The organism is Corynebacterium wankanglinii, assembly GCF_013601005.1.
GTDB lineage: Bacteria > Actinomycetota > Actinomycetes > Mycobacteriales > Mycobacteriaceae > Corynebacterium > Corynebacterium wankanglinii.
On record NZ_JABFED010000006.1, the window covers coordinates 153,882 to 175,450 of the forward strand.

23 protein-coding genes are annotated in these 21,569 nt (G+C 67.1%); 16 read left to right on the forward strand and 7 right to left on the reverse strand.

The genetic code is table 11. From position 1 onward, the window contains the following. The first annotated feature begins 5 nt into the window (after positions 1–5). The 7 genes from dnaJ to pdxY are packed head-to-tail and all read left to right on the forward strand — an operon-like array spanning position 6 to position 6,788. Complete coding sequence (gene dnaJ, locus HMA55_RS09030) at positions 6–1,139, forward strand: molecular chaperone DnaJ (protein ID WP_181192707.1); 1,134 nt, start codon at positions 6–8, stop codon at positions 1,137–1,139. Next, positions 1,136–1,846 carry a 16S rRNA (uracil(1498)-N(3))-methyltransferase gene (locus tag HMA55_RS09035; RefSeq protein WP_181192708.1) on the forward strand — a complete coding sequence of 237 codons (711 nt, stop codon included), beginning with the start codon at positions 1,136–1,138 and terminating at the stop codon, positions 1,844–1,846. Before dnaJ ends, HMA55_RS09035 begins: the two co-directional genes overlap by 4 nt. Positions 1,847–1,857: 11 nt before the next feature. After that, the gene (locus HMA55_RS09040) at positions 1,858–2,880 is read left to right on the forward strand and encodes a PhoH family protein (protein WP_181192709.1); all 1,023 of its coding nucleotides are present in this window, start codon (positions 1,858–1,860) and stop codon (positions 2,878–2,880) included. Further along, positions 2,877–3,443: an rRNA maturation RNase YbeY gene (gene ybeY / locus HMA55_RS09045; RefSeq protein ID WP_181192710.1), complete on the forward strand. Its 567-nt coding sequence runs from the start codon at positions 2,877–2,879 to the stop codon at positions 3,441–3,443. The genes HMA55_RS09040 and ybeY overlap by 4 nt, the downstream gene beginning before the upstream one ends. Then, a complete protein-coding gene (locus HMA55_RS09050) occupies positions 3,440–4,756 on the forward strand; it encodes a hemolysin family protein (protein ID WP_181192711.1) in 1,317 nt (438 codons plus the stop codon). The genes ybeY and HMA55_RS09050 overlap by 4 nt, the downstream gene beginning before the upstream one ends. A 58-nt stretch (positions 4,757–4,814) precedes the next feature. Continuing rightward, positions 4,815–5,879: a 2,3-butanediol dehydrogenase gene (locus tag HMA55_RS09055; protein WP_181192712.1), complete on the forward strand. Its 1,065-nt coding sequence runs from the start codon at positions 4,815–4,817 to the stop codon at positions 5,877–5,879. A gap of 9 nt (positions 5,880–5,888) precedes the next feature. Continuing rightward, positions 5,889–6,788 carry a pyridoxal kinase PdxY gene (gene pdxY, locus HMA55_RS09060; protein ID WP_181192713.1) on the forward strand — a complete coding sequence of 300 codons (900 nt, stop codon included), beginning with the start codon at positions 5,889–5,891 and terminating at the stop codon, positions 6,786–6,788. Positions 6,789–6,856: 68 nt separating this feature from the next. On the opposite strand, the gene HMA55_RS09065 is transcribed toward pdxY, so the two are convergent. Beyond that, complete coding sequence (locus HMA55_RS09065; RefSeq protein ID WP_181192714.1) at positions 6,857–7,894, reverse strand: HNH endonuclease signature motif containing protein; 1,038 nt, start codon at positions 7,892–7,894, stop codon at positions 6,857–6,859. Between the two features lie 108 nt (positions 7,895–8,002). Here HMA55_RS09065 and era point away from each other — a divergent pair, with 108 nt between their 5' ends. The 3 genes from era to HMA55_RS09080 are packed head-to-tail and all read left to right on the forward strand — an operon-like array spanning position 8,003 to position 10,444. Beyond that, on the forward strand, positions 8,003–8,995 hold the full coding sequence (gene era / locus HMA55_RS09070; protein ID WP_181192715.1) for a GTPase Era: 993 nt from the start codon (positions 8,003–8,005) through the stop codon (positions 8,993–8,995). Beyond that, the gene (gene recO, locus HMA55_RS09075; RefSeq protein WP_181192716.1) at positions 8,985–9,710 is read left to right on the forward strand and encodes a DNA repair protein RecO; all 726 of its coding nucleotides are present in this window, start codon (positions 8,985–8,987) and stop codon (positions 9,708–9,710) included. The genes era and recO overlap by 11 nt, the downstream gene beginning before the upstream one ends. 8 nt (positions 9,711–9,718) lie before the next feature. Continuing rightward, positions 9,719–10,444, forward strand: a complete 726-nt coding sequence (locus tag HMA55_RS09080) for an isoprenyl transferase (protein ID WP_181192717.1) — start codon at positions 9,719–9,721, stop codon at positions 10,442–10,444. Here the strand turns inward: HMA55_RS09080 and HMA55_RS09085 are convergent, their stop codons facing one another. Then, on the reverse strand, positions 10,445–10,885 hold the full coding sequence (locus HMA55_RS09085; protein WP_181192718.1) for a Fur family transcriptional regulator: 441 nt from the start codon (positions 10,883–10,885) through the stop codon (positions 10,445–10,447). Between the two features lie 15 nt (positions 10,886–10,900). Continuing rightward, positions 10,901–11,386 carry an ArsR/SmtB family transcription factor gene (locus HMA55_RS09090; RefSeq protein WP_181192719.1) on the reverse strand — a complete coding sequence of 162 codons (486 nt, stop codon included), beginning with the start codon at positions 11,384–11,386 and terminating at the stop codon, positions 10,901–10,903. A 175-nt stretch (positions 11,387–11,561) separates the two neighbouring features. On the opposite strand from HMA55_RS09090, the gene HMA55_RS09095 reads away from it, so the two are divergent. From HMA55_RS09095 to HMA55_RS09105, 3 genes are read left to right on the forward strand one after another with little or no spacing between them, the layout of a single operon-like run. Further along, positions 11,562–12,944, forward strand: a complete 1,383-nt coding sequence (locus HMA55_RS09095) for a glycine--tRNA ligase (protein WP_181192720.1) — start codon at positions 11,562–11,564, stop codon at positions 12,942–12,944. A gap of 2 nt (positions 12,945–12,946) precedes the next feature. Further along, on the forward strand, positions 12,947–13,453 hold the full coding sequence (locus tag HMA55_RS09100; RefSeq protein WP_181192721.1) for a hypothetical protein: 507 nt from the start codon (positions 12,947–12,949) through the stop codon (positions 13,451–13,453). Further along, positions 13,450–13,920, forward strand: a complete 471-nt coding sequence (locus HMA55_RS09105) for a hypothetical protein (RefSeq protein WP_181192722.1) — start codon at positions 13,450–13,452, stop codon at positions 13,918–13,920. The genes HMA55_RS09100 and HMA55_RS09105 overlap by 4 nt, the downstream gene beginning before the upstream one ends. A gap of 8 nt (positions 13,921–13,928) precedes the next feature. On the opposite strand, the gene HMA55_RS11455 is transcribed toward HMA55_RS09105, so the two are convergent. After that, positions 13,929–15,974, reverse strand: coding sequence for a TPM domain-containing protein (locus HMA55_RS11455; RefSeq protein ID WP_181192723.1), 2,046 nt, complete (start codon positions 15,972–15,974; stop codon positions 13,929–13,931). 20 nt (positions 15,975–15,994) lie between these two features. Between HMA55_RS11455 and HMA55_RS09115 the strand changes: the two genes are divergently transcribed. Next, positions 15,995–17,287, forward strand: a complete 1,293-nt coding sequence (locus HMA55_RS09115; RefSeq protein ID WP_181192724.1) for a deoxyguanosinetriphosphate triphosphohydrolase — start codon at positions 15,995–15,997, stop codon at positions 17,285–17,287. Positions 17,288–17,642: 355 nt separating this feature from the next. On the opposite strand, the gene HMA55_RS09120 is transcribed toward HMA55_RS09115, so the two are convergent. Genes HMA55_RS09120 through HMA55_RS09130 form a run of 3 tightly spaced genes read right to left on the reverse strand, consistent with a single transcriptional unit; the run spans position 17,643 to position 20,522 of the window. Continuing rightward, positions 17,643–18,578 (reverse strand): ArsA family ATPase, encoded by a 936-nt coding sequence (locus tag HMA55_RS09120; protein ID WP_181192725.1) that lies wholly within the window; start codon positions 18,576–18,578, stop codon positions 17,643–17,645. After that, positions 18,569–18,826: a cory-CC-star protein gene (locus tag HMA55_RS09125; RefSeq protein WP_181192726.1), complete on the reverse strand. Its 258-nt coding sequence runs from the start codon at positions 18,824–18,826 to the stop codon at positions 18,569–18,571. Before HMA55_RS09125 ends, HMA55_RS09120 begins: the two co-directional genes overlap by 10 nt. Next, positions 18,810–20,522, reverse strand: coding sequence for a carbon starvation CstA family protein (locus HMA55_RS09130; protein WP_181192727.1), 1,713 nt, complete (start codon positions 20,520–20,522; stop codon positions 18,810–18,812). The genes HMA55_RS09125 and HMA55_RS09130 overlap by 17 nt, the downstream gene beginning before the upstream one ends. Before the next feature lie 357 nt (positions 20,523–20,879). Between HMA55_RS09130 and HMA55_RS09135 the strand changes: the two genes are divergently transcribed. Together HMA55_RS09135 and HMA55_RS09140 are read left to right on the forward strand one after the other, a co-directional pair. Then, a complete protein-coding gene (locus HMA55_RS09135; RefSeq protein ID WP_181192728.1) occupies positions 20,880–21,068 on the forward strand; it encodes a hypothetical protein in 189 nt (62 codons plus the stop codon). Positions 21,069–21,108: 40 nt separating this feature from the next. Continuing rightward, entirely contained in the window at positions 21,109–21,567 is a 459-nt protein-coding gene (locus HMA55_RS09140; RefSeq protein ID WP_181192729.1) for a prevent-host-death protein, read from the forward strand. The last annotated feature ends 2 nt before the right edge of the window (positions 21,568–21,569 follow it).

Genomic DNA, 21,569 nt, shown 5'->3' on the forward strand with positions numbered 1-21,569 from the left:
AAGTTATGGCTCGCGATTACTACGGCATCCTCGGCGTTGACCAGGAGGCCACCGAGCAGGAGATTAAGAAGGCGTACCGCAAGCTGGCGCGCAAGTACCACCCGGACGTGAACCCGTCCGAGGAGGCGGCGGAGAAGTTCGCGGAGATCGCGGCCGCCCAGGAGGTGCTGCTGGACCCGCAGAAGCGCGCGATCGTGGACCGCGGCGGGGACCCGATGGAAGCCGGCGGCGGCATGGGTGGCGGCGCCGGTTTCGGCGGCGGCTTGGGCGATATTTTCGAGGCGTTCTTCGGCGGCGGCGGTGGCACGCGCCAGCCGCGTTCGCGCGTGCAGCCGGGCAACGACGCGCTGCTGCGCACCACTGTCACCCTCGAGGAGGCCTTCGCCGGCGCGAAGAAGGACGTCACGGTAGATACAGCGGTGCTGTGCGACAAGTGCCACGGCACTGGCTCCAAGACCGAGTCCAAGCCGGTCACCTGCGGCACGTGCGGCGGCGCCGGCCAGGTCCAGGAGATGCAGCAGTCCTTCCTGGGCAACGTCATGACCACTCGTGAGTGCCCTACCTGCCACGGCTACGGCGAGGTCATCCAGGACCCCTGCCCGCAGTGCGCCGGCGACGGCCGCGTGCGCGCCACCCGCGACCTCACGGTGAACATCCCGGCCGGCATCAACTCCGGCATGCGCATCCGCATGGCCTCGCAGGGCGAGGTCGGCCATGGCGGGGGACCGGCCGGCGACCTCTACGTGGAGGTCCAGGTTGAGCCGCACCCGGTCTTCGTGCGCGAGAACAACGACCTGCACCTGCGCTTGACCGTGCCCATGTACGACGCGGCCCTGGGCACCCAGCTCACGGTGGACAACCTCGCCGGCGAGCGCACCACCATCGAGGTTCCCGGCGGCACCCAGCCCGGCGACACGATCCACCTGCCGGGCGAAGGCATGCCGCGGCTGCGTGCCGAGGGCGCCGGGGACATGGTCGCCCACGTTCAGGTCACCGTACCCACCGCGCTCACCAACGAGGAGCGCGCGACGCTGGAAGACCTGCGCGACGGCCACCCGGACAACCCGGCCGTCCACGTCGAGTCCGACGAGGAGCACGACGGGTTCTTCTCCCGCATGCGCGGCAAATTCCGCCGATGAGCCTGCCGTACTTCCTCACCGACGACCCGGCCGCCGGCGTCCTCACTGGCGCCGAGGCCAAGCACGCCCACGTCAAGAGGATTCAGCCCGGTGAGCACATCATGCTTATCGACGGCCAAGGGTCCGCCGCCGAAGCCACCGTCACACGAGTGGATGGCCAGCGCGTGGAATGTGACGTCGTCAGGCAGGAGCGCTTCGAACAACCCACCCCGCGCGTGACGGTGGTGCAGGCGGTGCCCAAGGGCGAGCGCGCGGAGCTGGCCGTAGACCTGGCCGTGCAGGGCGGGGCGGACGCGATCGTGCCGTGGATCTCGCACCGCACCATCGCCCGGTGGCCAGCGAACAAGCAGGCCAAGCAGGTGGCAAAGTGGCGCACCCAGGCGCTGGCGAGCGCGAAGCAGGCCCGCCGGGCGTGGGTGCCAGAGGTGCGCGAGCCGGTGACCACGAACCAGTTGTCGGATCTTCTCCGTGACCGGAGGAACGAGGGTCACGCGCTGGTGTTGCACGAGGACGCCACCGAGTCCATCCGCGAGGTGGAGTTCGGCGACGAGGTGTGGCTCATCGTCGGGCCGGAGGGCGGCATCGGGGAGGACGAACTCGAGCTGTTGCAGGCCCGCCCGGTGAAGCTCGGGCCGGAGGTGCTGCGCACCGCGTCGGCGGCGTTCGCCGGTCTTTGCGCGATCGGGGCGCTGACAGCCCGCTGGTAGGGTAGGCCCCCATGGAAGAGATGGTGACGCGCAAGGTCGAGCTCGACTCGGCGTACGCGCAGTCCGTTCTGGGAATCAACGACGACAACCTCCGTGTGCTGGAAGACCAGCTCGGCGTCGGCTTTCACGCCCGCGGAACGCAGCTGACCGTCAAGGGCCACGCTGAGCAGGCGGCGCATGCGCTGCGCGTGGTGGAAGAGCTCGAGTCCATGGCGCGGCGCGGCGTGCCGCTGGGTCCGGACACCGTGGTCCAGGCCGTGCGGATCATGGAGGCGGAGGCGCCGGGCTCCGTGGCCGACATCTTGGGCGAGGAGATCATCTCGCGCCGCGGCAAGGTCATCCGCCCGAAGACGGCGGGGCAGCGCGAATACGTGGACGCGATCGACGAGCACACCATCACCTTCGGCATCGGCCCGGCCGGCTCCGGCAAGACGTACCTGGCGGTGGCGAAGGCGGTGCAGGCGCTGCAGAACAAAGAGGTCAAGCGCATCATCCTCACCCGCCCCGCGGTGGAGGCCGGCGAGAAGCTGGGTTTCCTGCCCGGCACGCTCAGCGACAAGATCGACCCGTACCTGCGCCCGTTGTACGACTCGCTGCGCGACATGATGGACCCGGAGGCCATCCCGAAACTCATTGAGGCCGGCATCATCGAAGTCGCCCCGCTCGCCTACATGCGCGGGCGGACCCTCTCGGACGCGTTCGTCATCTTGGACGAGGCGCAGAACACCACCGGCGCGCAGATGAAGATGTTCCTCACCCGCCTAGGGTTCGGCTCGAAGATGGTGGTCACCGGCGATACCTCGCAGGTGGATCTGCCGCGCGGCACCGTCTCGGGCTTGCGCGTGGCGCGGCGCATCCTCGGCGACATCGATGACATCGCCTTCCAGGAGCTTTCGGCCACCGACGTGGTGCGCCACCACCTGATCTCGCGCATCGTCGCCGCCTACGACCGCCACGACGCGCAGAACTCCCTGCGCTACGAGAAGCGCCAGCAGGCCATCGAGGCCGAGCGGGAAGCGGAGGCGTCGCGGTGAGTATCGAAGTGCTAAACGAATCGGGCGAGGCCGAAGTCAACGAGCAAATGCTTATCGACGTCGCCTCCTTTGCCATGCGCTCGATGGACGTTCACCCCGACGCCGAGGCCACCATCACGCTCGTGGACGAGCCGACGATGGCGGACCTGCACGTGCGCTGGATGGACCTCGAAGGCCCCACGGACGTGATGAGCTTCCCCATGGACGAGCTCACCCCGGGCGGCGGCCGCCCCGACGCGGATATGCCTGGTCCCGCCATGCTCGGCGACATCATCTTGTGCCCGGCCTACGACCGGAAGCAGGCGGAGATGGCCGGCCACGACCTCGCCCACGAAATGGCGTTGCTGACCGTGCACGGTGTGCTGCACCTGCTCGGCTACGACCACATCGAGCCGAAAGACGAGCGCGAGATGTTCGCCCTGCAAAACGAGATCCTGGCGGACTGGTACGACGACTTGGCCCGCCGCGGCGTGGAGTACCAGCCCAAGCCGACCGGCGCGCACGCGTTCCCGTCCGCCGCGGACCGCGACGAGCTGGACAAACTGATGAAGGACACCGAGTGACGCTCACCCTCACCTACGCGGCGGTCACGATCGTCGCGCTGCTGCTGTCCGGCCTGCTCGGCTCGATCGAGTCCGCGCTTACCCCGATCTCGCGCGCCCGCGTGGAGGGCATGGTCAAAGACGACACCCCGGGCGCCGAGGCGCTGCTGCGGGTGGTGGACCACCGCGCGAACCACGTCAACACCCTCGTGCTGTTGAAGACGGTCCTGGACGTCACCGCGTCTGTCTCCGCCGCCATGCTGGCCATGAACCTGCTTTCCTCCGACGGGTGGGCGATCGCTGTCGCGGTGATCGTTGTCACGCTTTTGCAGTTCTCCATCGTCGGCGTGTTTGCGCGCACCGCGGGCAAGCGCAACCCGTACACCATTTCGCTGAAGGCGGCGCAGGGTTTGGGGGTGTTCCAGGTGGTGCTCGGGCCCGTCGCAAAGCTGCTGATCTGGGTAGGCAACCTCTTCCACCCGGGCGAGGATTTCCGCGACGGCCCGTACGCCACCGAGGTGGAGCTGCGCGAGATGGTCGAAGTCGCGCAGGAAAAGGGCGTGGTGGAAACCACCGAGGGCCGCATGATCCAGAACATCTTCGACCTCGCCTCCAGCTACGCCCGCCAAGTCATGGTGCCGCGCACGGAGATGGTGTGGATCGAGGGGGAGAAGACCGCCCGCCAGGCCACCGCGCTGATGGTGCGCTCCGGGCACTCGCGCGTGCCGGTTATCGGGGAGAGCGTCGACGAGATCGTCGGCGTGGTCTACCTGAAGGACATGCTCGACGACCGCGGCGGCCCGCTCGACCCCGCCACGAAGATCACCGAGTTCATGCGCGAGCCGCTGTTCATCCCGGACTCCAAGCCGCTGGACGTCATGCTCAGGGAGATGCAGCAGTCGAACACCCACATCGCCATGCTTATCGACGAGTACGGTACCGTCGCCGGCCTTTTGACCATGGAAGACCTGCTGGAGGAAATCGTCGGCGAGATCACCGACGAGTACGACGAGGACGAGGAAGCGCCAATCGCCGAGGTGGAGCCGCGCGTGTTCCGCGTCCAGGCCCGTCTGCCGTTGGATGACCTGGTGGATTACCTCGCCGACAACCTCGACTACGAGCTGACCTACGCCGAGGACGTGGTGGACAACGTGGACACCGTGGCGGGCCTGCTGTCCTACGAACTCGGCCGCGTGCCCCTGCCGGGGGCCTCCATCTTGCGCGACGGGGTGCGCTACACCGCCGAGGGCGGGCGCGACCGCCGCGGGCGCGTGAAGACGCGCACGGTGCTCGTTTCGGTAGCCGAACCGGTGGAGCCGCTCGTAGGCGAATAATCGCAATTTTCGGTAGAATTTTACCCGTAAGCAGGTTTTCTACCGAGAGGAGCTTCACATGCGCGCTGTACGCTACTACGGCCAGAAGGACATCCGCGTCGAGGAGATCGACGCCCCAGAGGCAGGCAAGGGCGAGGTGCTCATCGACATCGCCTGGTGTGGCATCTGCGGCACCGACCTGCACGAGTACCTCGAGGGCCCGATCTTCTGCCCGAAGCCGGGCCACCCGCACCCGATCACCGGTGAGGAGCCGCCGGTAACCCTCGGCCACGAGTTCTCCGGCGTCGTCGCCGCACTGGGCGAGGGCGTGGACGACCTGGAGGTCGGCCAGCACGTCGTTGTCGAGCCGTACGTCCTGCCCGACGACGTCGATCCGAAGGAGCCGGGCCCGTACAACCTGCACCCGGACGTGAACTTCATCGGCCTCGCCGGTGGCGGCGGTGGCCTGTCCGAGAAGATCGCGGTGCAGCGTCGCTGGGTCCACCCGATCAGCAACGACGTGCCGCTGGACGAAGCCGCGCTCATCGAGCCGCTGTCCGTCGCCCACCACGCCTTCGTCGCCTCCGAGGCGAAGGAGGGTGACGTGGCCCTGATCGGCGGTGCGGGCCCGATTGGTGTGCTCACCGCTGCCGTCGCTAAGGCGTACGGGCTCACCGTGATCGTCTCCGAACTTTCGGAGCTGCGCCGCCAGAAGGCCATCGACGCGGGCGTCGCCGACCACGCTATCGACCCGTCCAAGCAGGACCTGAAGGAAGAGATCCTGAAGCTCACCGACGGCAAGGGCGTCGACGTCGCCTTCGAGGCCACCTCCGTGAACGTGGTGCTCGACCAGCTCATCGACTGCCTGAAGCTCAAGGGCACCCTCGTCGTGGAGTCCATCTGGTCCAAGAAGGCCGAGTTCGACATCCACGCGCTGGTGATGAAGGAGCTGACCGTCCGCGGCATCATCGGCTACGCCCACGACCACGAGCAGACCATCAAGCTCGTCGAGGAAGGCAAGGTGGACCTCAAGCCGTTCATCACCGGCAAGATCGGCTTCGACGGCGTGGTCGACGAGGGCTTTGACACCCTGATCAACCGCAACGAGACCGCCGTGAAGATCCTGGTGTCCCCGGAGCTCTAAAATGCTCGTATGAGCAATATTCTCTCCATCCAGTCCGCTGTCGCGTATGGCCATGTCGGCAACTCGGCAGCGGTCTTTCCTTTGCAGTGCATCGGGCACGAAGTGTGGCCGGTCTACACGGTGAACTACTCCAACCACACGGGCTACGGCGCGTGGGAGGGCCCGATCATCCCGGCTACCGACGTCGCCGCCGTGCTGTCCGGTGTGAAGGACCGCGGCGCATTCCCGCTTATCGACGGCATCCTCACGGGCTACCAAGCCTCCCCCGAAATCGCCGACGTGATTGTCAGCACCGTCCGCGACATCAAGGCCGAAAACCCGGACGCGATCTACGCCTGCGACCCGGTAATGGGCTCCGCGACCTCCGGTTGCTTCGTGGCCGACGAGATCCCGCCGCTGTTCCGCTCGACGATCGTCCCGGTTGCGGACATCATCACCCCGAACCAGTTCGAGCTCGGCTTCCTCACCGAGCGCGACGTGACCGACCTGGATTCCACCCTGGCGGCGGTGGACGCCGCCCGCGAGATGGGCCCGTCGACCGTCCTGGTCACTTCCGTGCAGCGCCCCGACGCGCCGTCTGCTGCTGCCGCCGCAGACGGCGGGCCGGGTGTAGTCGAGATGATCGCGGTCGACGACCACGGCAAGTGGCTCGTGCGCACCCCGCGCCTGCCGTTCAAGCGCAACGGCTCCGGCGACGTCACCGCCGCGCTCTTCCTCGGCCACGTACTGCAGGGACGAGCCGGCGCGAACCCCGAGGACGCTGTGAAGGACGCCCTGGCCAAGACAGCCTCTTCTGTCTACGACCTCCTGCGCGTCACCCAAGAAGCAGACTCCCCGGAGCTGCAGCTCGTCCAGGCGCAGGACTACTACGCCAACCCGCAGCTCCAATTCGAGGTCGAGGCCCTCTAGCCCCTTCCTGTTTTTAGGCACACCGAATTCCCCGCCTGTGTGGGGCGGGTTTTTGGTGGGTGTGGGGGTTAGCCGAAGAGCAGTTCCATGGCGCCGGGGGTGGTCATGGGCACTTTCACCCCGTTGGGTGCGATCCAGTGGATGCGGGCGCCTGCGTTGTCGATGTAGCCGAATGGGCCGTTTCGGTTATCGGCGTTGACTCCGTTGTGGAACGGGCAGAGTTCGGCGAGGTTGTCCATGTTGGTCATGCCCCCGTGAGCCCAGGCGTGGATGTGGTGCGTCTGGGTGGTTTCGGCTGTGGCTTTGCAGTCTGGAAACGCGCACGCCGGGCAGACAAGCTTCGACATGGTTTTCTGTTTCGTGTTGGCGAGGCGCTTGGTGTGGTACAGGTTCACCGGTCCGTGTTGCGGGTGAAACGCCGCGACTTCCAAGGTGTCGCCGAATTCGTGGTGGAGGTATTCGGCACCGGTCATGGTGGTGCCATCGGTCAAGATCAAGGTGACCTCGTCGCCGTTGCCGGCGTGGATGCGCACATGGTCGTCAACCGGTACCAGCACAATGGGCCGCGGCCTCGCGTGTGGGAGGCTGTCTCCGTCGCGCAGGAGGGTGAACAGTGCCTCGGCCATTTGTGCTGCCGCCGGGTTGTCGGAGGTGATCATCTGGCGCAGGAGGTGTTCGAGGTCGGCGAGGTCTCGCTCGTTGTAGGTGAGGATCATGGTGCGCATGCCTGCCTTCGACCGGGAGAACCGGCAGGAGGGTTTGGGTGGTGAGACCGGCACGTGGATGAGCCGTGCGATGCGTTTGGTGAGCGCCCGGTAGGAGCCGCGGTGGCGCACGAGGTCGAGGCGGATGCGCCAGCGTTCGGCGGCGTCGCCGACGGCGGTGAGTTTGCGCTCGATGAGCACAACTTGATCCACCGGCATGCCGTCGGCGGCGGCGAGCGCCTCGCGCTGCTTGCGAGTGAACTGGGTCGGCCCGAAGTAGGTGTGGTGCACACGCGCCAGGTCGCGCACCCGGGCGGTGGACAGGCCCGCGGCCATCGCGGCGGAGCGGTCGAAGTCGGCGAGCACCGAAACGCCGGCGGAGACAAATTCGGAGAAGTTCATGCCCCAGACGCTAAACCTGAAGCAACCCCCAAAACCAGACCAGAAGCGAAATGTGGATAACTCAACCTGAGAAACTCACAACCCGCAGGTCAGGTAAACTGATTCGCCATGAGCGACTTCCCCGATTTCCCGGATGACTTGCCCGCGGACGCTGCAGCGAACGACGTCGAGCGCGCAGACGCCGGCGCCTTCACCGACACCCCGGAGGGGTTCAAGTCCGGCTTTGTCAGCTTCGTCGGCCGCCCGAACACCGGCAAGTCCACGCTGACGAACGCGCTGGTGGGGGAGAAGATCGCGATCATGGCGGACCAGCCGGAGACCACCCGCCACCCCATCCGCGGCGTGATCAACCGCGACGATGCGCAGGTGATCGTGGTGGACACTCCCGGTATCCACCGCCCCCGTACGTTGCTGGGCGAGCGCCTCAACGACGTGGTCAAGGACACCTTCGCGGACGTGGACGTCATTGGCTTCACGGTCCCGGCGGACGAGAAGATCGGCCCTGGCGATCGCTACATCCTGGAGCAGATTAGGGGGACGAAGCCGAACACCCCGATCGTGGGCATCGTGACCAAGCTGGATAAAGCCAGCAAGGACACCGTCGGCGAGCGCCTGTTGGAGCTGCACGAGCTGCTCGGCCCGGAGGCGGATCTTGTGCCAGTCTCGGCCACGGCCGGCGTCCAGACGGATGTGTTGCTCAACGTCATCGTGGACAACCTCCCCGAGGGGCCGCGTTTCTACCCGGAGGGCCACACCACCGACGAGGACACGGAAACCCGCATCGCGGAGCTGATCCGCGAGGAGGCGCTGCGGGGGCTTCGCGACGAGCTGCCGCACTCCGTCGCCGTCCAGATCGACGAGATGCACCCGGACCCGGACAACCCGGAGCGGATGATGATCTACGCGGTGCTGTTCCTGGAGCGCCCGGGCCAAAAGCGCATCATCGAGGGCCCCGACGGGCGTCGGCTGAGCAGCATCGTGCATCGCGCACGCAAGCAGATCATCGAGCTGACCGGCAGCAACGTTTACCTCGACGTGCGCGTGAAGGTGCTGAAGAACTGGCAGCAGGACCCGAAGGCGCTGGGCCGGCTTGGTTTCTAGGGCACCCCGTCCGAACTGGCGCGACCGCGCGTTCGTGGTGCGCACCTACGACTTCGGCGAAGCAGACCGCGTGGTGGTGCTACTCACCCAGAACCACGGGCTCGTTCGTGGGGTGGCGAAGGGGGTGCGCAAAGCCAAGAGTCGTTTCGGTTCCCGCTTGCAGCCGTTCGTGGAGGTGGATGCGCTGATCTACCCGGGCAGAGGCCTATCGACGATCGCTTCCGCCGACACCGTCACCTACTACGGTGCCCGCATCATCGACGACTTTGACCGTTACACCGCCGCCTGCGCGGTGATGGAGACTGCGGAGCGGCTCAGCTACGACGAGGCGGACCCCACCCTGTTCGCGCTGGTCCAGGACGCGTTGAAGAACCTGCAGAGGGACCAGCACCCCACCATGGTGCTCGACGCGTTCATCCTGCAGGCCACCGAGCACGCCGGGTGGGGGCTCTCCCTGTTCAACTGCGCGAACTGCGGCACCCCGGGCCCGCACAAGGCGTTCAACGCCGCCGTCGGGGGTGCGGTGTGCAACAACTGCCGGCCGCCGGGCTCCATGGACGTGGATGAAGAGACCCTGCACGATATGTGGTTGATGCAGCGGGGGAACGGGACGTCGTCGATACGCGTGGCGCAGATTCACCGCGCCACGGTCGCACACCTGCAGTTCAACCTGGAGGCCGGGCTGAAGAGTTTGAAGATCATGGAGCAGGCATAATCGTCGATATGGGCGCTCCACAGATAGACAAGAAGTTCATCCCCAAGCACATCGCGCTGGTGATGGACGGCAACGGCCGCTGGGCGCAGCAACGGGGCTTGAAGCGCACCGAGGGCCACAAGGTGGGGGAGGAAAAGCTCATGGACGCCGTGGACGCGTGCATCGAGCTCGGGGGCGTGGAGTGGCTCTCCGCGTACGCGTTTTCCACCGAGAACTGGAAGCGCTCGCCGTCCGAGGTGCACTTCCTCATGAACTTCACGCGCGACGTGCTGCGCCGCCAGCGCGACGAGCTGCACGACAAAAACGTGCGTGTGGTGTGGTGCGGGCGCCGCCCGAAGCTGTGGGGCAGTGTCATCGAAGAGCTCGAGGTGGCCGAGGAGCTGACCAAGCACAACACCGGCCTGACCCTGGCCATGTGCGTGAACTACGGCGGGCGCGCGGAGCTCGCGGACGCGGTGCAAAAGCTTCTCGACGACGGTGTGACCGCCGCCGACGAAAAGACCATCGCCCGCTACCTGTACCGCCCGGACATGCCTGACGTGGACCTGTTCCTGCGCCCCTCGGGCGAGCAGCGCACGTCGAACTTCCTGCTCTGGCAGTCGGCGTACGCGGAGATGGTGTATCAGGACGTGCTGTTCCCGGATTTCACCAAGGAAGACCTCTGGGACGCGGTGTTGGAGTACGCCAAGCGTGACCGCCGCTTCGGCGGTGCGGTGGACAAGTTTGCCAAGTAGCTAGCGTCTCGCCTGGCAGGCGCGGCACACGCCGTAGACTTCGGCGTCGTGGCCGGCGAGCTCGTAGCCGTAGCGCGCGGCGATAATTTCGGCCCACTTCTCCACGGGTCCGCCCTCGATCTCCTCGCTGCGCCCGCACTCGGTGCACACGAGGTGGTGATGGTGGTGGCCGGTCAGACAGTCGCGGTAGAGCGTTTCCCCGTCGGGGGAGTGCAGCACGTCCACGGCTTCGACCTCGGCGAGGGACTGGAGGGTGCGGTAGACGGTGGTGAGGCCGACGGAAGCGCCGTCGTTTAGCAGCTGCTCATGAATGGTTTTCGCAGACGCGAACTTGTCCAGCCCACGCAGCGTCTCCACGACGGCGGCGCGCTGGCGCGTCATGCGCGGGCCCAGCTTGGGTACGGGGCGCGCGTGATGCGCCCGGCGGTTCGGTTGCGTCATGGCCGCCAAGTGTAGCTAGTCCCGGATCGGCTTCGGCGTGGTAGGCAGCAGCCCCGGGTCGAGCTCCGGGCGCACCGGGGCGGGCGGGTCGATGATGGCCGCGCCGGCGGAGCCGTCCTCGCGGCTTGTAGTGGCGGTGCGCTGCCGGCGTTCGCGGCGCGCGGCCAGCTCGTCTTCCGCCTGCTTGATGGTCTCCAGCGAGGCGAGATCGTGGATGATGCCGATGACGTCCGGTTGGGACAGCGCGTAGAGCACTTCGCGGCCCTTGCGGGAGGAGGTGACTAGGCCGGCCGAGCGCAGTACGCGCAGGTGCTGGGAGATCAGCGGCTGGGACTTGTCCAGCTCGGTGACCAGCTGGTGCACCACCTTCTCACCTTCGTTGAGTAGCAGGAGGATCTCCAGCCGGGTTTGGGAATCCAGTACCTTCACCAGTGCGGCGGCGCGGTCCAGTTCCTCCTCGGTGAGATCCGTATGGTCAGCCAGACGCCAGCGGTCGCTCATCGGCGTCCCCTTTCGTCAGGGCCATTGGGCAAAATTGTATTGACGTTGGTCCAGGATACAAGACGCCCTCACGCGTTGGGACCTGTGTCCAAGCTGGGTGGGTGGCCGGAGGCTCTGTGAAGCGGGCTATGCTGTTCACGGTAATTTGCACGCACGTTCCCACCAGGAGATGTTGATGCCCGCATCAAAGATCGAAACCGTCGTTAACCTCTGCAAACGCCGCGGACTGGTATACCCCGCGGGCGAGATTTACGGCGGCACCCGCTCCGCGTGGGATTACGGCCCGCTAGGCGTCGAGCTGAAAGAAAACCTCAAGCGCCAGTGGTGGAAGCACATGGTGCAGTCCCGCCCGGACACGGTGGGTGTGGACACCTCTGTCATCTTGCCCACGCGCGTGTGGGAGGCCTCCGGCCACGTCGAGGTGTTCACGGACCCGCTGGTGGAGTCCCTCCACACCCACAAGCGCTACCGCGCCGACCACCTCATCGAGGCGTACGAGGAAAAGCACGGCCACCCGCCGGTAAACGGTTTGGCGGACATCAACGACCCGGAGACCGGCCAGCCGGGCAACTGGACCGAACCGAAGGCGTTTTCCGGGTTGATGAAGACCTACCTGGGCCCCGTCGACGACAAAGAAGGCCTGCACTACCTGCGCCCGGAGACCGCGCAGGGCATCTTCGTCAACTTCAAAAACGTCATGACGTCGGCGCGTCTGAAGCCGCCGTTCGGCATCGCGAATACCGGCAAGAGCTTCCGCAACGAGATCACCCCGGGCAACTTCATCTTCCGCACCCGCGAGTTCGAGCAGATGGAGATGGAGTTCTTTGTCAAGCCCGGCGAGGACGAGAAGTGGCACGAGTACTGGATTGACAACCGCTACAACTGGTACGTCGACCTGGGCATCAACCCGGACAACCTGCGCCTGTACGAGCACCCGCAGGAGAAGCTGTCCCACTACTCCAAGCGCACCGTCGACATCGAGTACGCGTTCGGCTTCACCGGCTCCAAGTGGGGCGAGCTCGAGGGCGTGGCCAACCGCACGGACTACGACCTGCGCACCCACGCCGAGGCCTCCGGCGAGGACTTGAGCTACTTCGACCAGGAATCGGGCGAGCGCTGGATCCCGTACTGCATCGAGCCGGCCGCAGGCCTGGGCCGCGCGATGATGGCCTTCCTCATCGACGCGTACGACGAGGAGGAGGCCCCCAACGCCAAGGGCGGCACCGACACCCGCGTCGTGCTGCGCCTGGACCGCCGCCTGGCCCCGATAAAGGTGGCGGTGCTGCCGCTGTCGAAGAAGCCGGAGCTCGCCGGCCCCGCCGAGGAGCTGGCCGCGAAGCTGCGCCAGCACTGGAACGTGGATTACGACACCTCCGGCGCCATCGGCCGCCGCTACCGCCGCCAGGACGAGACGGGCACCCCGTTCTGCGTCACCTACGACTTTGACACCCTGGAGGACCAGGCCGTCACCGTGCGCGAGCGCGACACGATGGAGCAGGAGCGTGTGCCGCTGGCGGAGCTCGAGTCCTACCTGGCCGCCCGCCTGATCGGCTGCTAACCGTGCACTACGTCAGCTGGGACCGCACGAACCGGGACGCGCCGAAGCTGCTGGCCGAGGACGGCCCGGACGTCTTGGGCGTATTCGAGCACGACCGCGCCATCGTGTGCGGCCAACACTGGGAGCTGACCTCCCACCCGGAAACGGGCGCGGTGGCCACCTGCGGCGGGCGCGAGATCGTGCGCACCGGCGACAGCTTGAAGCGCGCCAAGCGCATCGACGTGGTCGTGGAGGACACCCCGTACGCGTTCATCCCGGAGACCACCAAGAACTGGGTGGTCGAGGGCCCGGACGGCGAGAAGGTCGCCCAGTTCACGCAGGACCACAACGGCGTGCGCAAGGCCATCCTCGAGTTCGAGGGCGAGACGAACCTGCCGCCCACCCACGTCGCAGGTCTTGCGTGGCTGTCGCGCGCGGTGTTGGAGGCCCGCAAGATGGTCACCTCCACCGCGCTGATAGCAACGCTGGTGTTCTTGTCGCTGTTCACCGTCGTGGTGGCAGTGTTGTGATCTGGCGGGGCCCCACGCTTTACGACGACCACAGGTCCATCGCCCAATCCACCCCCGACACGATCAGGGTGACCGGCGATACAGGTGCGACCGTCTTGCGGATCACGGCCGACAACCCGGTGCGGTTCCGTGCCTTCGACGTGGGCACCGGCGGCGAGTACGAGCTGCGCAAGGCGGGGCTCACCGTCTCGCGCTACGTCGCCAGTTGCGCCGGGCGGCGCTACACCTGCAACCGCACAGGTTTTGATTTCCTCGCCGGCGCCATAACCCCGAAGCGTGAGATCCGCGACGCCTCCGGCGAGCTCATCGCCGTCACCCGCGGGTTCCCGTCAGGCGAGCTCGGCGTGAACGTGGCAGAGCCCACTCTTCGCGCCGACGGGTTCGACGAGATCCAGCTGGTGGACCTCGCCTTCATGACGTGGGCGCTGACCTTCGTGGATGCGCCCGCCCGACGCACCCGGTACTAGCCCACCCGCTAGAAGGTGCCGCCGCGGTTGGAGGGGCGCCCGCCGGAGAAGCCTCCGCCGCCCCCACCAAACCCGCCGCCGTAGCCGCCTCCACCGAATCCGCCGCCGAAACCACCCCCGCCGAAACCGCCGGAGAGCACCGACCCCCACAGCACCGCGCTGGCGAGGGAGTCGGCGGTCTGGCGGTTGCGCGCCGCCTGGTAGCGGCGCATGTCGTCGTTTGCGGCCGACTCGGCGCGACGAGCGGTGTCGGTTGCGGCGCGGGAGGCGTCGATGGCCGCGCGGGTGTCGCGCACACGCAGCTGGTGGGCCTGCGCGTATTGGCGCTTCGCCTCCGCGAGCAGGGTGCGGGCCCGGGAGCCGATGATGCGCCCGCGGGAGAGGATGAGGTCCTCGGCGCGCTGGATCTGTGCGCCGGCGACCTGCATCTGCTGGTCGAAAAGCTGCAGGGCGCGGGACTGGTCCCCGGCGATGCCTTTGGCGCGGTCGAGGGCCGCGTCGATCTCAGCGTCCATGCTGGTCAGCTCCTGGTAGAGGGCCAGCGGATCGGTGTCGGCGCGGTCGCCCATCTCTGCCAGCGCGCGCTGGGCTTTGGCGGAGACGGCGTCGAGCGAAGCGACGTCGATAGGCGCGCCCTGCGAACGCGCGCCCTTGACCTGCTCGATGTCGCGCAGCTCGCCGCGGATTTCAGCCACCAGTGCCGGTAGGTTGGCGCGTGCGGCGCGGATGTTGTCCTCGGCGTGCTCGATGGCGGCAAGGTTGGTGTCGGAGACGTTCACCGCGCGGGTGGCGGCGGCGAGGGTGTCCAGCAGCGCGCCCTGGCGCCCGGCGGGCTGCTGCGCGACCTGGCGGGCCTCGCCGAGCGCCTTCTCCGCCTCGTCGAGGGACGCAGCGGCGATGTCCACGTTGTCCGCGATGGATTCGAGCATCTCCGCCGGGTACTCGCCGCGCAGCTGCTCCAGCGTGCCGCGCGCGGGTTCCAGGCGCGCGCGGATGTCCACCGTGCGGGCGAGCACCTTGTCCACTTCTTCGGGCGCGCGCATGAGCACGCCGCGCATCTCGTTGAACTCGGTGGTTTTGTCGCGCAGCGCCTGCTCCGCGCGGCCGGAAGAGGAGACGATGTCCACCAGCATGGCGCGTTTTTCGGGTTCGGTTTCCGGGATCGCGTCGTAAAGCTTCTGGTGCGTGGAAAACGCGCGCTGCAGGGTGGCGGTGGCCTCGTTCATCGCGGAGGTGAACGGGCGCACGCGGTCCGCGCCGAACTCGGCGGTGGCCAGCTCGAGCTCCTGCTTGCCCTGGGTGATGGAGTCGTCGGCGGAGACGAGTGCGTCGCGCGCGAGCTCCTCCAGGGTCGGCGTGGGCAATCGGCCCAGCGAATCGGTGTCCGCCGGGTCCAGCGCCTTCGCGGACTCGATCTGCTTGGCCTGCTGCCTCTTCGTGCCCTTGCGCGTAGCCGCGTACACGCCGCCGCCCGCGAGCGCCGCCACACCCAGGCCGCCTGCGAGCCAGCCGGCGCCGTCTCCGCCACTGCCGCCACTGCCTGACGACGACCCTCCGGCCCCCACCGCATTCACCGCATTCAACGCGGCGGACGACCAGTTCATCTGCGACAACTGCGCGTACGCGGCCTCGTTCATGCGGTCGATTTCGGACTGCGTCCACTCCTCGCCGCCGCCGACGTTATACAGGCGCTCATCCGGCGAGATTGCCAGCACGGCGGTATTCGAGCCGTTGGCCGCCACGGCCTTATCCACCCACTCCGGCGGGGTGTACTGCCCGAACGAGCGCAAAAACACCACGCGCACCGACTTGCCCTTGGTCTGGCTCACCTGCTGGATCGCGGCTTCGATCTCGGAGAGTTCGCCGGCGGAGAGCACCGCGGCGTCGTCGGTCACCGGTTGCGTCAGTCGCCCAGGCTCGAGCGACGCCTTGGTGGCGGTTGCTTGGGCCTGGAGTTGGGTGGGCGAAGCTTCCGTCGATAAGCCAAATGCGGGGGCGGCGGTGAGAAACAGGCCGCCGGACACGGCGAGGATGCTCAGGTAACGGCTAGTCATGCCGACTAGGGTAGCGCGACGTGTACGTTTACAACGCCGCTGATACACAGCGCCGCGCCGACGAGGCGCCGAAGGGCGCGCAACTCGCCCCGGATTCGCGCGGGGATTTCGCCCGCGACCGCGCCCGCGTGCTGCATTCCGCGGCGCTGCGCAGGCTCGCCGACAAAACGCAGGTGGTGGGCCCCCGCGACGGCGACACCCCGCGCACCCGCCTGACGCACTCGCTGGAGGTGGCGCAGATCTCCCGCGGCATCGGCGAGGGCCTGGGCTTAAACCCCGACCTGTGCGAGATGGCGGGGCTGACCCACGACATCGGGCACCCGCCCTACGGACACAACGGCGAGGTCGCGCTCAACGAGATCGCGCCCTGCGGCTTCGAGGGCAACGCGCAAACGCTGCGGATCCTGGCGCGCCTCGAGCCGAAAGTGCTTATCGACGGCACGTCCTACGGCCTCAACCTCACCCGCGCCTCCCTCGACGCGGCAGTGAAATACCCGCTCACGCGCACGAACGCAGACGGGTCAGTGAACCGCAAGTACTCGGCCTACGACGAGGACGCCGCCGTGCTGGCCTGGGTGCGCGAGGGCCACACCGACGGCGCGCCACCGATGGAGGCCCAGGTGATGGACTTCTCCGACGACATCGCCTACTCCGTCCACGACGTCGAGGACGGCATCGTCTCCGGGCGCGTGTCACTGCGCGTGCTGTGGGACTTCGTGGAGCTGGCGGCACTGGCGCAAAAGGGCGCGGCGGCGTTCGGCGGCGACGCGGATTCCTTGGTCGACGCCGCCGACCGGTTGCGGGCCCTGCCCGCCATCGCCGCCGCCAGCGAGTTCGACTACTCCCTGGGAGCGTGGGCCGGGCTGAAGGCGCTGACCTCGCAGCTGGTGGGACGCTACGTCGGCGCCGTCACCCGCGCCACCCTGGAGGACGACGAAAACCGTGCGCTCGGCGCTGGGTCGGGCGCTGGGGAGGCGGGCCTGGGCCTGGGCCGCCAACACGGGCGGCTGGTGGTCCCGCCGGACGTGGAGGCGGAAGTGCGCCTGCTCAAAACCGTTGCCGTGCTCTACGTCATGGACCAGCCGTCCCACCAGGCGCGCCAGGAACGCCAGCGCGACCGCATCTACCGCGTCCACGAGTATTTACGCGCCGGCGCGCCGGGCTCGCTAGACACCATGTTCCAGGCGTGGTTCGTCGCCGCGGAGACGGACCTGGAGCGCGAACGCGTGATCGTGGACCAGATCGCCTCCATGACCGAGTCGCGCCTGGAGCGCACCGCGACAAAGGCCGCCGCGTTCGAGGGGTACTTCTAGGGCGGCAACGGCCGTCGCAAACGCCCCGCCCCGCACCCGCCCTGCACGAGGAGGTGGGGTGTGTCGCATCGACAACCGTCGGCAAAACCCTGAAATCATCGCCGATCCCCGTTAAGAACCCCCTAGCGTCCTCCCTGGTCAGCGCCCGGACATAGATTTGTTGAGGGATGCGAATTCAGGGTTTGTTGAAAAACCCGAATTCGTCAAAACGCGAGTGGCCTCGCGGTGCCGGAGAGGTTGGGCGAGGGCTAACTTTCGCTGCTGCGGTCAGTGCGAATTCAGGTTTTACTCGACGGAACCATATCGACATACCTAGAACCCACACACCCGGGCTGGGGCAAGAGGGAGCAGGGTGCTATAACTGCGCGGCGATGGCGGCCAGCGCGTCGCGGGTGCCGATCTCGCCGGGCAGCCAAGGCAGTTCGACGCGGGCGATGTCGGGAAGTTTCGCGTCAAGCAGCTCAAGCGCGTCGTCTTCCACCGCACGACGCGAGGCCATGAACTCGCCGGCGTCGGCCGGGCTGCGGCGGTTGACCACCAGCGCGCCGACGCGTATGCGGTTGTCCGTGAGGTCTCGGTACAGCTCGGCACTCTCGAGCACGGGCAGGCGCTCGGCGGTGAGCACGATGTGGAAGCAGCAGGCCGCGGGGTCGGTGAGCACGTCGCGCAGGCGCTCGAACTTGCGGCGCCTCCGCAAAAGCGTGGCGCGGATTTCCTGGTTACGACGCTCCACCGGGTCGTCGACAGTTCCGCCCAAGCCGCGCACGGCGCGGGAGAACTTGTCGGACTGCTCGCGCCGCTGCATCAGCCCTCCGGTGTATGCGGCCATCAGCTCCGGCAGCGCCAGCAGGCGGGAGGTGTGGCCGGACGGGGCGGTGTCGAAGATGATGTGGTCGAAGCCTTGCCTATCGACGAGCTCCGCCACCGCCTCCAACATCGCCGCCTCATGCATCCCGGGGGAGTTGCGCGCCAGCTCCAGGTGGCGGCGGATCTCGGGGTGCATGCGCTCCGGCATCATCGCCCGCATGGAGCGTTCCACCTCCGCCAGGTGGCGCTCGGTGGTCGCGGCCGGGTCGAGCTCGACCACGTCGAGGCCCGGCTCCAACGTGGTCGGTTCGGCGCCTAAGCGCTGCGACCAGATGTGGCCCAGGTTGTGCGCCGGATCCGTGGACACCAGCAGCACCTGCTTGCCCGCCTCGGCCAGGCGCACCGCGGTGGCGGCGGAGACGGTGGTTTTGCCCACCCCGCCCTTGCCGCCGAAGAACATCACTGGTGCGGTCTCTAGCAGCATCGCACGCCGTCCAAGGGGGAGCGGTCCATGCCCATGCGGGTGTGCCAGGCGTGGAACTCGTCGTAAAGCAAAGGCATCAGCTCGAGGGTGTAAAAGCTTGCGGGGTTGGGGATACCGAGCGTCTCGGACGCGACGAGGAGGGTGAACAGATCGTCCTCCTCGCGCGCAGCCCGAGCGAACTCGCGGCGGTAGGGGGCCTTGTAGAACTCGTCCAGGCCGCGGGCGAAGGCCTTAGCGCGCTCGAGCATCGGCCAGCTCACCCGGCATGGTTTCGTCGTCGCGCCATACCACCGCGGGCTCACGGCGCGCCTTGGAGATGGCGGTGATCGCCTCCACGATGACCCAGATGGCGCAGCCGATGATCACGACGTCGATGACCAGCAGCAGCCAGTTCTGCGCTGACCATAGCGTGCGTAGCTGCAGCACCGCGGCCCACAGGGACATCACGGTGACAAAGACCAGCGGGATCAGCACCGGCCACGTGGGGCGGCGTAGCTGGGTCAGCATGATGACCAGGATGGACAACGTCAGGCCCGCCATGAGCTGGTTGGTGGTGCCGAACAGCGGCCAGATCAGCATGCCGCCGGAGCCGTCCACGCCGGTGGAGAACGTCAGACCGAGCGCGCAACCGACCGCGATGACGGTAGCCACAACGCCGGAGAGCTTCACGCCCATAAGTTCCGCGATTTCGGAGACCACCAAGCGCTGCAGGCGCACGCCGGAGTCCATGGTGGTCGCGGCGAACAGCACCGCCATGGTGGCCAGGATGGTCGCAGACAGGGAGGTGGGGATGCCCAGGCCGGCGTGCATCAGGTCGCCGCCGCCCTTGATAAACGCATCCACTCCGCCAGCGTTCCATTCGTTGTATACGTCCTCCCACTCCGTGAGGGTTTTGAAGCCCGAGGTGGTGGCCACGATCGTGCCCAGCGCCAAAAGGCCCTCGCCGACCGCGCCGAAGTAGCCCACGAAACGGGCATCTGTTTCCTTGTCCAGCTGTTTCGAGGAGGTACCCGAGGAGACGATGCCGTGGAAGCCCGAAATCGCGCCGCAGGCGATGGTGACAAACAGCAGGGGGAAGATGCCGGGGGTGCCGGACGGAACGGCGTCGCGAAGCGAGGGCGCCACAACCTCCGGGCGCACGATGAAAAACGAGCCGTAGAGGATGAAAAGGCCGACAAACAGCTGCAGGCCGTTGATGTAGTCGCGTGGCTGCAGCAACACCCACACCGGCAGCAGGGAGGCGACGAACGCGTAAGCGAACAGGAAGATGATCCACCAGCCGCGCGCCGGGATGCCCAGCATCTCCTCCGGCAGGGACAGCGGCATGCGGTCGCCCCAGATCATCAGCCCGTACAGGGCGGCCACGCCCACGACGGAGACCAGCGGCAGGTTCCAGTTGAAGCGGTAGATGGCCTGGCCGATCAAAAGCGCGACCACGATGGCGCCCCAGGTGGGGATGACGGCGCTCGGCGTGGAGATGAGCAGGTTGGAAATCACGACCGCGAACGCCGCGTTGACCATCAGCAGCAGGAGGAAAATCACCACGAGGAACAGGTTGCGCCCGCGCGCGCCGATGTAGCGGCCGGACAAGGTGCCGATCGACTGCCCGCGGTGCCTTTGCGACGCCCACAGCGCCCCCAAATCGTGCATCCCCGCGAAGAAGACCGTGCCGAGCGTGACCCACAGAAACGCCGGCACCCAGCCCCAAATCACCGCGACGGCCGGGCCGATGATCGGCGCCGCGCCCGCCACGGAAGTGAAGTGGTGGCCCCACAGGACGTACTTGTTGGTGGGGACGAAGTCCACGCCGTCTTCCATGGTGTGCGCGGGCGTGGTGTACGCGTCCGAGAGTTGGTAGACGCGTTTGCCCAGGAACTTCGAGTACAGCAGGTAGCCGGCAGCCATCATCGCTAGGCCGACGAGCACCAGGATGAGCGAGCTCATAGGTCTTCTCCGATCGTGTCGTGCTTCACATTGTCTCGCATTATGGCACACGGCACTTTCCCTGGGCGGATTTGGCGTGTAAGTGCGGGGACGGCGTGAGGACGCCAGCATCGAAGAAGTCCGCGCTCATTGCCGCAAACCCCTAGTAAGCCCTCCTGAGAATGCCCGTTTTTCGGCCTTACTAGGGGTTTTTTGCTGGGGGTCTGAGGAGTTGGGGGAGGGGGCAGGCCTGCGGTTGGTGGGAACCGGCCGCGCCGGCCGGGCCCGCTGGCCGGCCCCGCCGGCCGGGCCCAATACTCGGCAGGAACCACGGGCCTCCGGTAGTCTCCGCAGCGGGGAATTAGTGGAGGGGGGCTGATGAAAGACACGCGCAAGAAGGAACTGCGGGAAAAGCTCGTCGACCTGCGGAGGGTGTCGTCGGTAGATACCGAAACCCACCGGCGCATCAGCGAGGGCGAGATGGTGCAGTTGACCAAGTCGTTGTACTTCTGCGCGGCGCTGCCGCCGGACTTGCCGGAAGCTGTCGACATCATCCGCAGGCCGTGAGCCCTCGACTTCCGAATACATTCCGAATATCCTAAGGGGCATGACACTTGCAGCAGGAACTCCACCGCATTCCCGCCGCTCCTCTGACCTGAGCAAGCGGTCCGCCGAGGTGTTCGCCGAAGCGGAAAAACACCCAGTCACGGTCACGCGCCGCGACGGGGAGTCGCTCGTGCTTATGTCCTCGCGGGAGGCGCAACGGCGGGCGCAGTTGCTGGAACTCGCGGCCCAACTCATCACCGTGGCAACGGAAGGCGTCGGCAGCCTCGGCGAGCGAATGGCTCGATCATTCCCTTGGATGCTGTCGCTGTCGCAGGCCGACAGGGAATCGTGTGCGCAGGAGCTTATCGACGCAGCACGCGCCTCCTTCGCCACCGAGCAGCCACACCTTGCCCTCGTTGAGTTCACTGCGTGGAAAGAAACCGCCACCGCTGTCGCGGCAGGGCTCGGGCACGAGGAAAACGACTGGCTCGAAGACAGTGAGCCGGTGGAGCGCCCGTAGCG

What these genes read in the sequence shown, in the direction of transcription:
- dnaJ (WP_181192707.1), top strand. Translation starts at nt 6, where the DNA reads ATGGCTCGCGATTACTACGGCATCCTCGGCGTTGACCAGGAGGCCACC.
- HMA55_RS09035 (WP_181192708.1), top strand. Translation starts at nt 1,136, where the DNA reads ATGAGCCTGCCGTACTTCCTCACCGACGACCCGGCCGCCGGCGTCCTC.
- HMA55_RS09040 (WP_181192709.1), top strand. Translation starts at nt 1,858, where the DNA reads ATGGAAGAGATGGTGACGCGCAAGGTCGAGCTCGACTCGGCGTACGCG.
- HMA55_RS09055 (WP_181192712.1), top strand. Translation starts at nt 4,815, where the DNA reads ATGCGCGCTGTACGCTACTACGGCCAGAAGGACATCCGCGTCGAGGAG.
- pdxY (WP_181192713.1), top strand. Translation starts at nt 5,889, where the DNA reads ATGAGCAATATTCTCTCCATCCAGTCCGCTGTCGCGTATGGCCATGTC.
- HMA55_RS09065 (WP_181192714.1), bottom strand. Translation starts at nt 7,894, where the DNA reads ATGAACTTCTCCGAATTTGTCTCCGCCGGCGTTTCGGTGCTCGCCGAC.
- era (WP_181192715.1), top strand. Translation starts at nt 8,003, where the DNA reads ATGAGCGACTTCCCCGATTTCCCGGATGACTTGCCCGCGGACGCTGCA.
- HMA55_RS09080 (WP_181192717.1), top strand. Translation starts at nt 9,719, where the DNA reads ATGGGCGCTCCACAGATAGACAAGAAGTTCATCCCCAAGCACATCGCG.
- HMA55_RS09085 (WP_181192718.1), bottom strand. Translation starts at nt 10,885, where the DNA reads ATGACGCAACCGAACCGCCGGGCGCATCACGCGCGCCCCGTACCCAAG.
- HMA55_RS09090 (WP_181192719.1), bottom strand. Translation starts at nt 11,386, where the DNA reads ATGAGCGACCGCTGGCGTCTGGCTGACCATACGGATCTCACCGAGGAG.
- HMA55_RS09095 (WP_181192720.1), top strand. Translation starts at nt 11,562, where the DNA reads ATGCCCGCATCAAAGATCGAAACCGTCGTTAACCTCTGCAAACGCCGC.
- HMA55_RS11455 (WP_181192723.1), bottom strand. Translation starts at nt 15,974, where the DNA reads ATGACTAGCCGTTACCTGAGCATCCTCGCCGTGTCCGGCGGCCTGTTT.
- HMA55_RS09120 (WP_181192725.1), bottom strand. Translation starts at nt 18,578, where the DNA reads ATGCTGCTAGAGACCGCACCAGTGATGTTCTTCGGCGGCAAGGGCGGG.
- HMA55_RS09125 (WP_181192726.1), bottom strand. Translation starts at nt 18,826, where the DNA reads ATGCTCGAGCGCGCTAAGGCCTTCGCCCGCGGCCTGGACGAGTTCTAC.
- HMA55_RS09130 (WP_181192727.1), bottom strand. Translation starts at nt 20,522, where the DNA reads ATGAGCTCGCTCATCCTGGTGCTCGTCGGCCTAGCGATGATGGCTGCC.
- HMA55_RS09135 (WP_181192728.1), top strand. Translation starts at nt 20,880, where the DNA reads ATGAAAGACACGCGCAAGAAGGAACTGCGGGAAAAGCTCGTCGACCTG.
- HMA55_RS09140 (WP_181192729.1), top strand. Translation starts at nt 21,109, where the DNA reads ATGACACTTGCAGCAGGAACTCCACCGCATTCCCGCCGCTCCTCTGAC.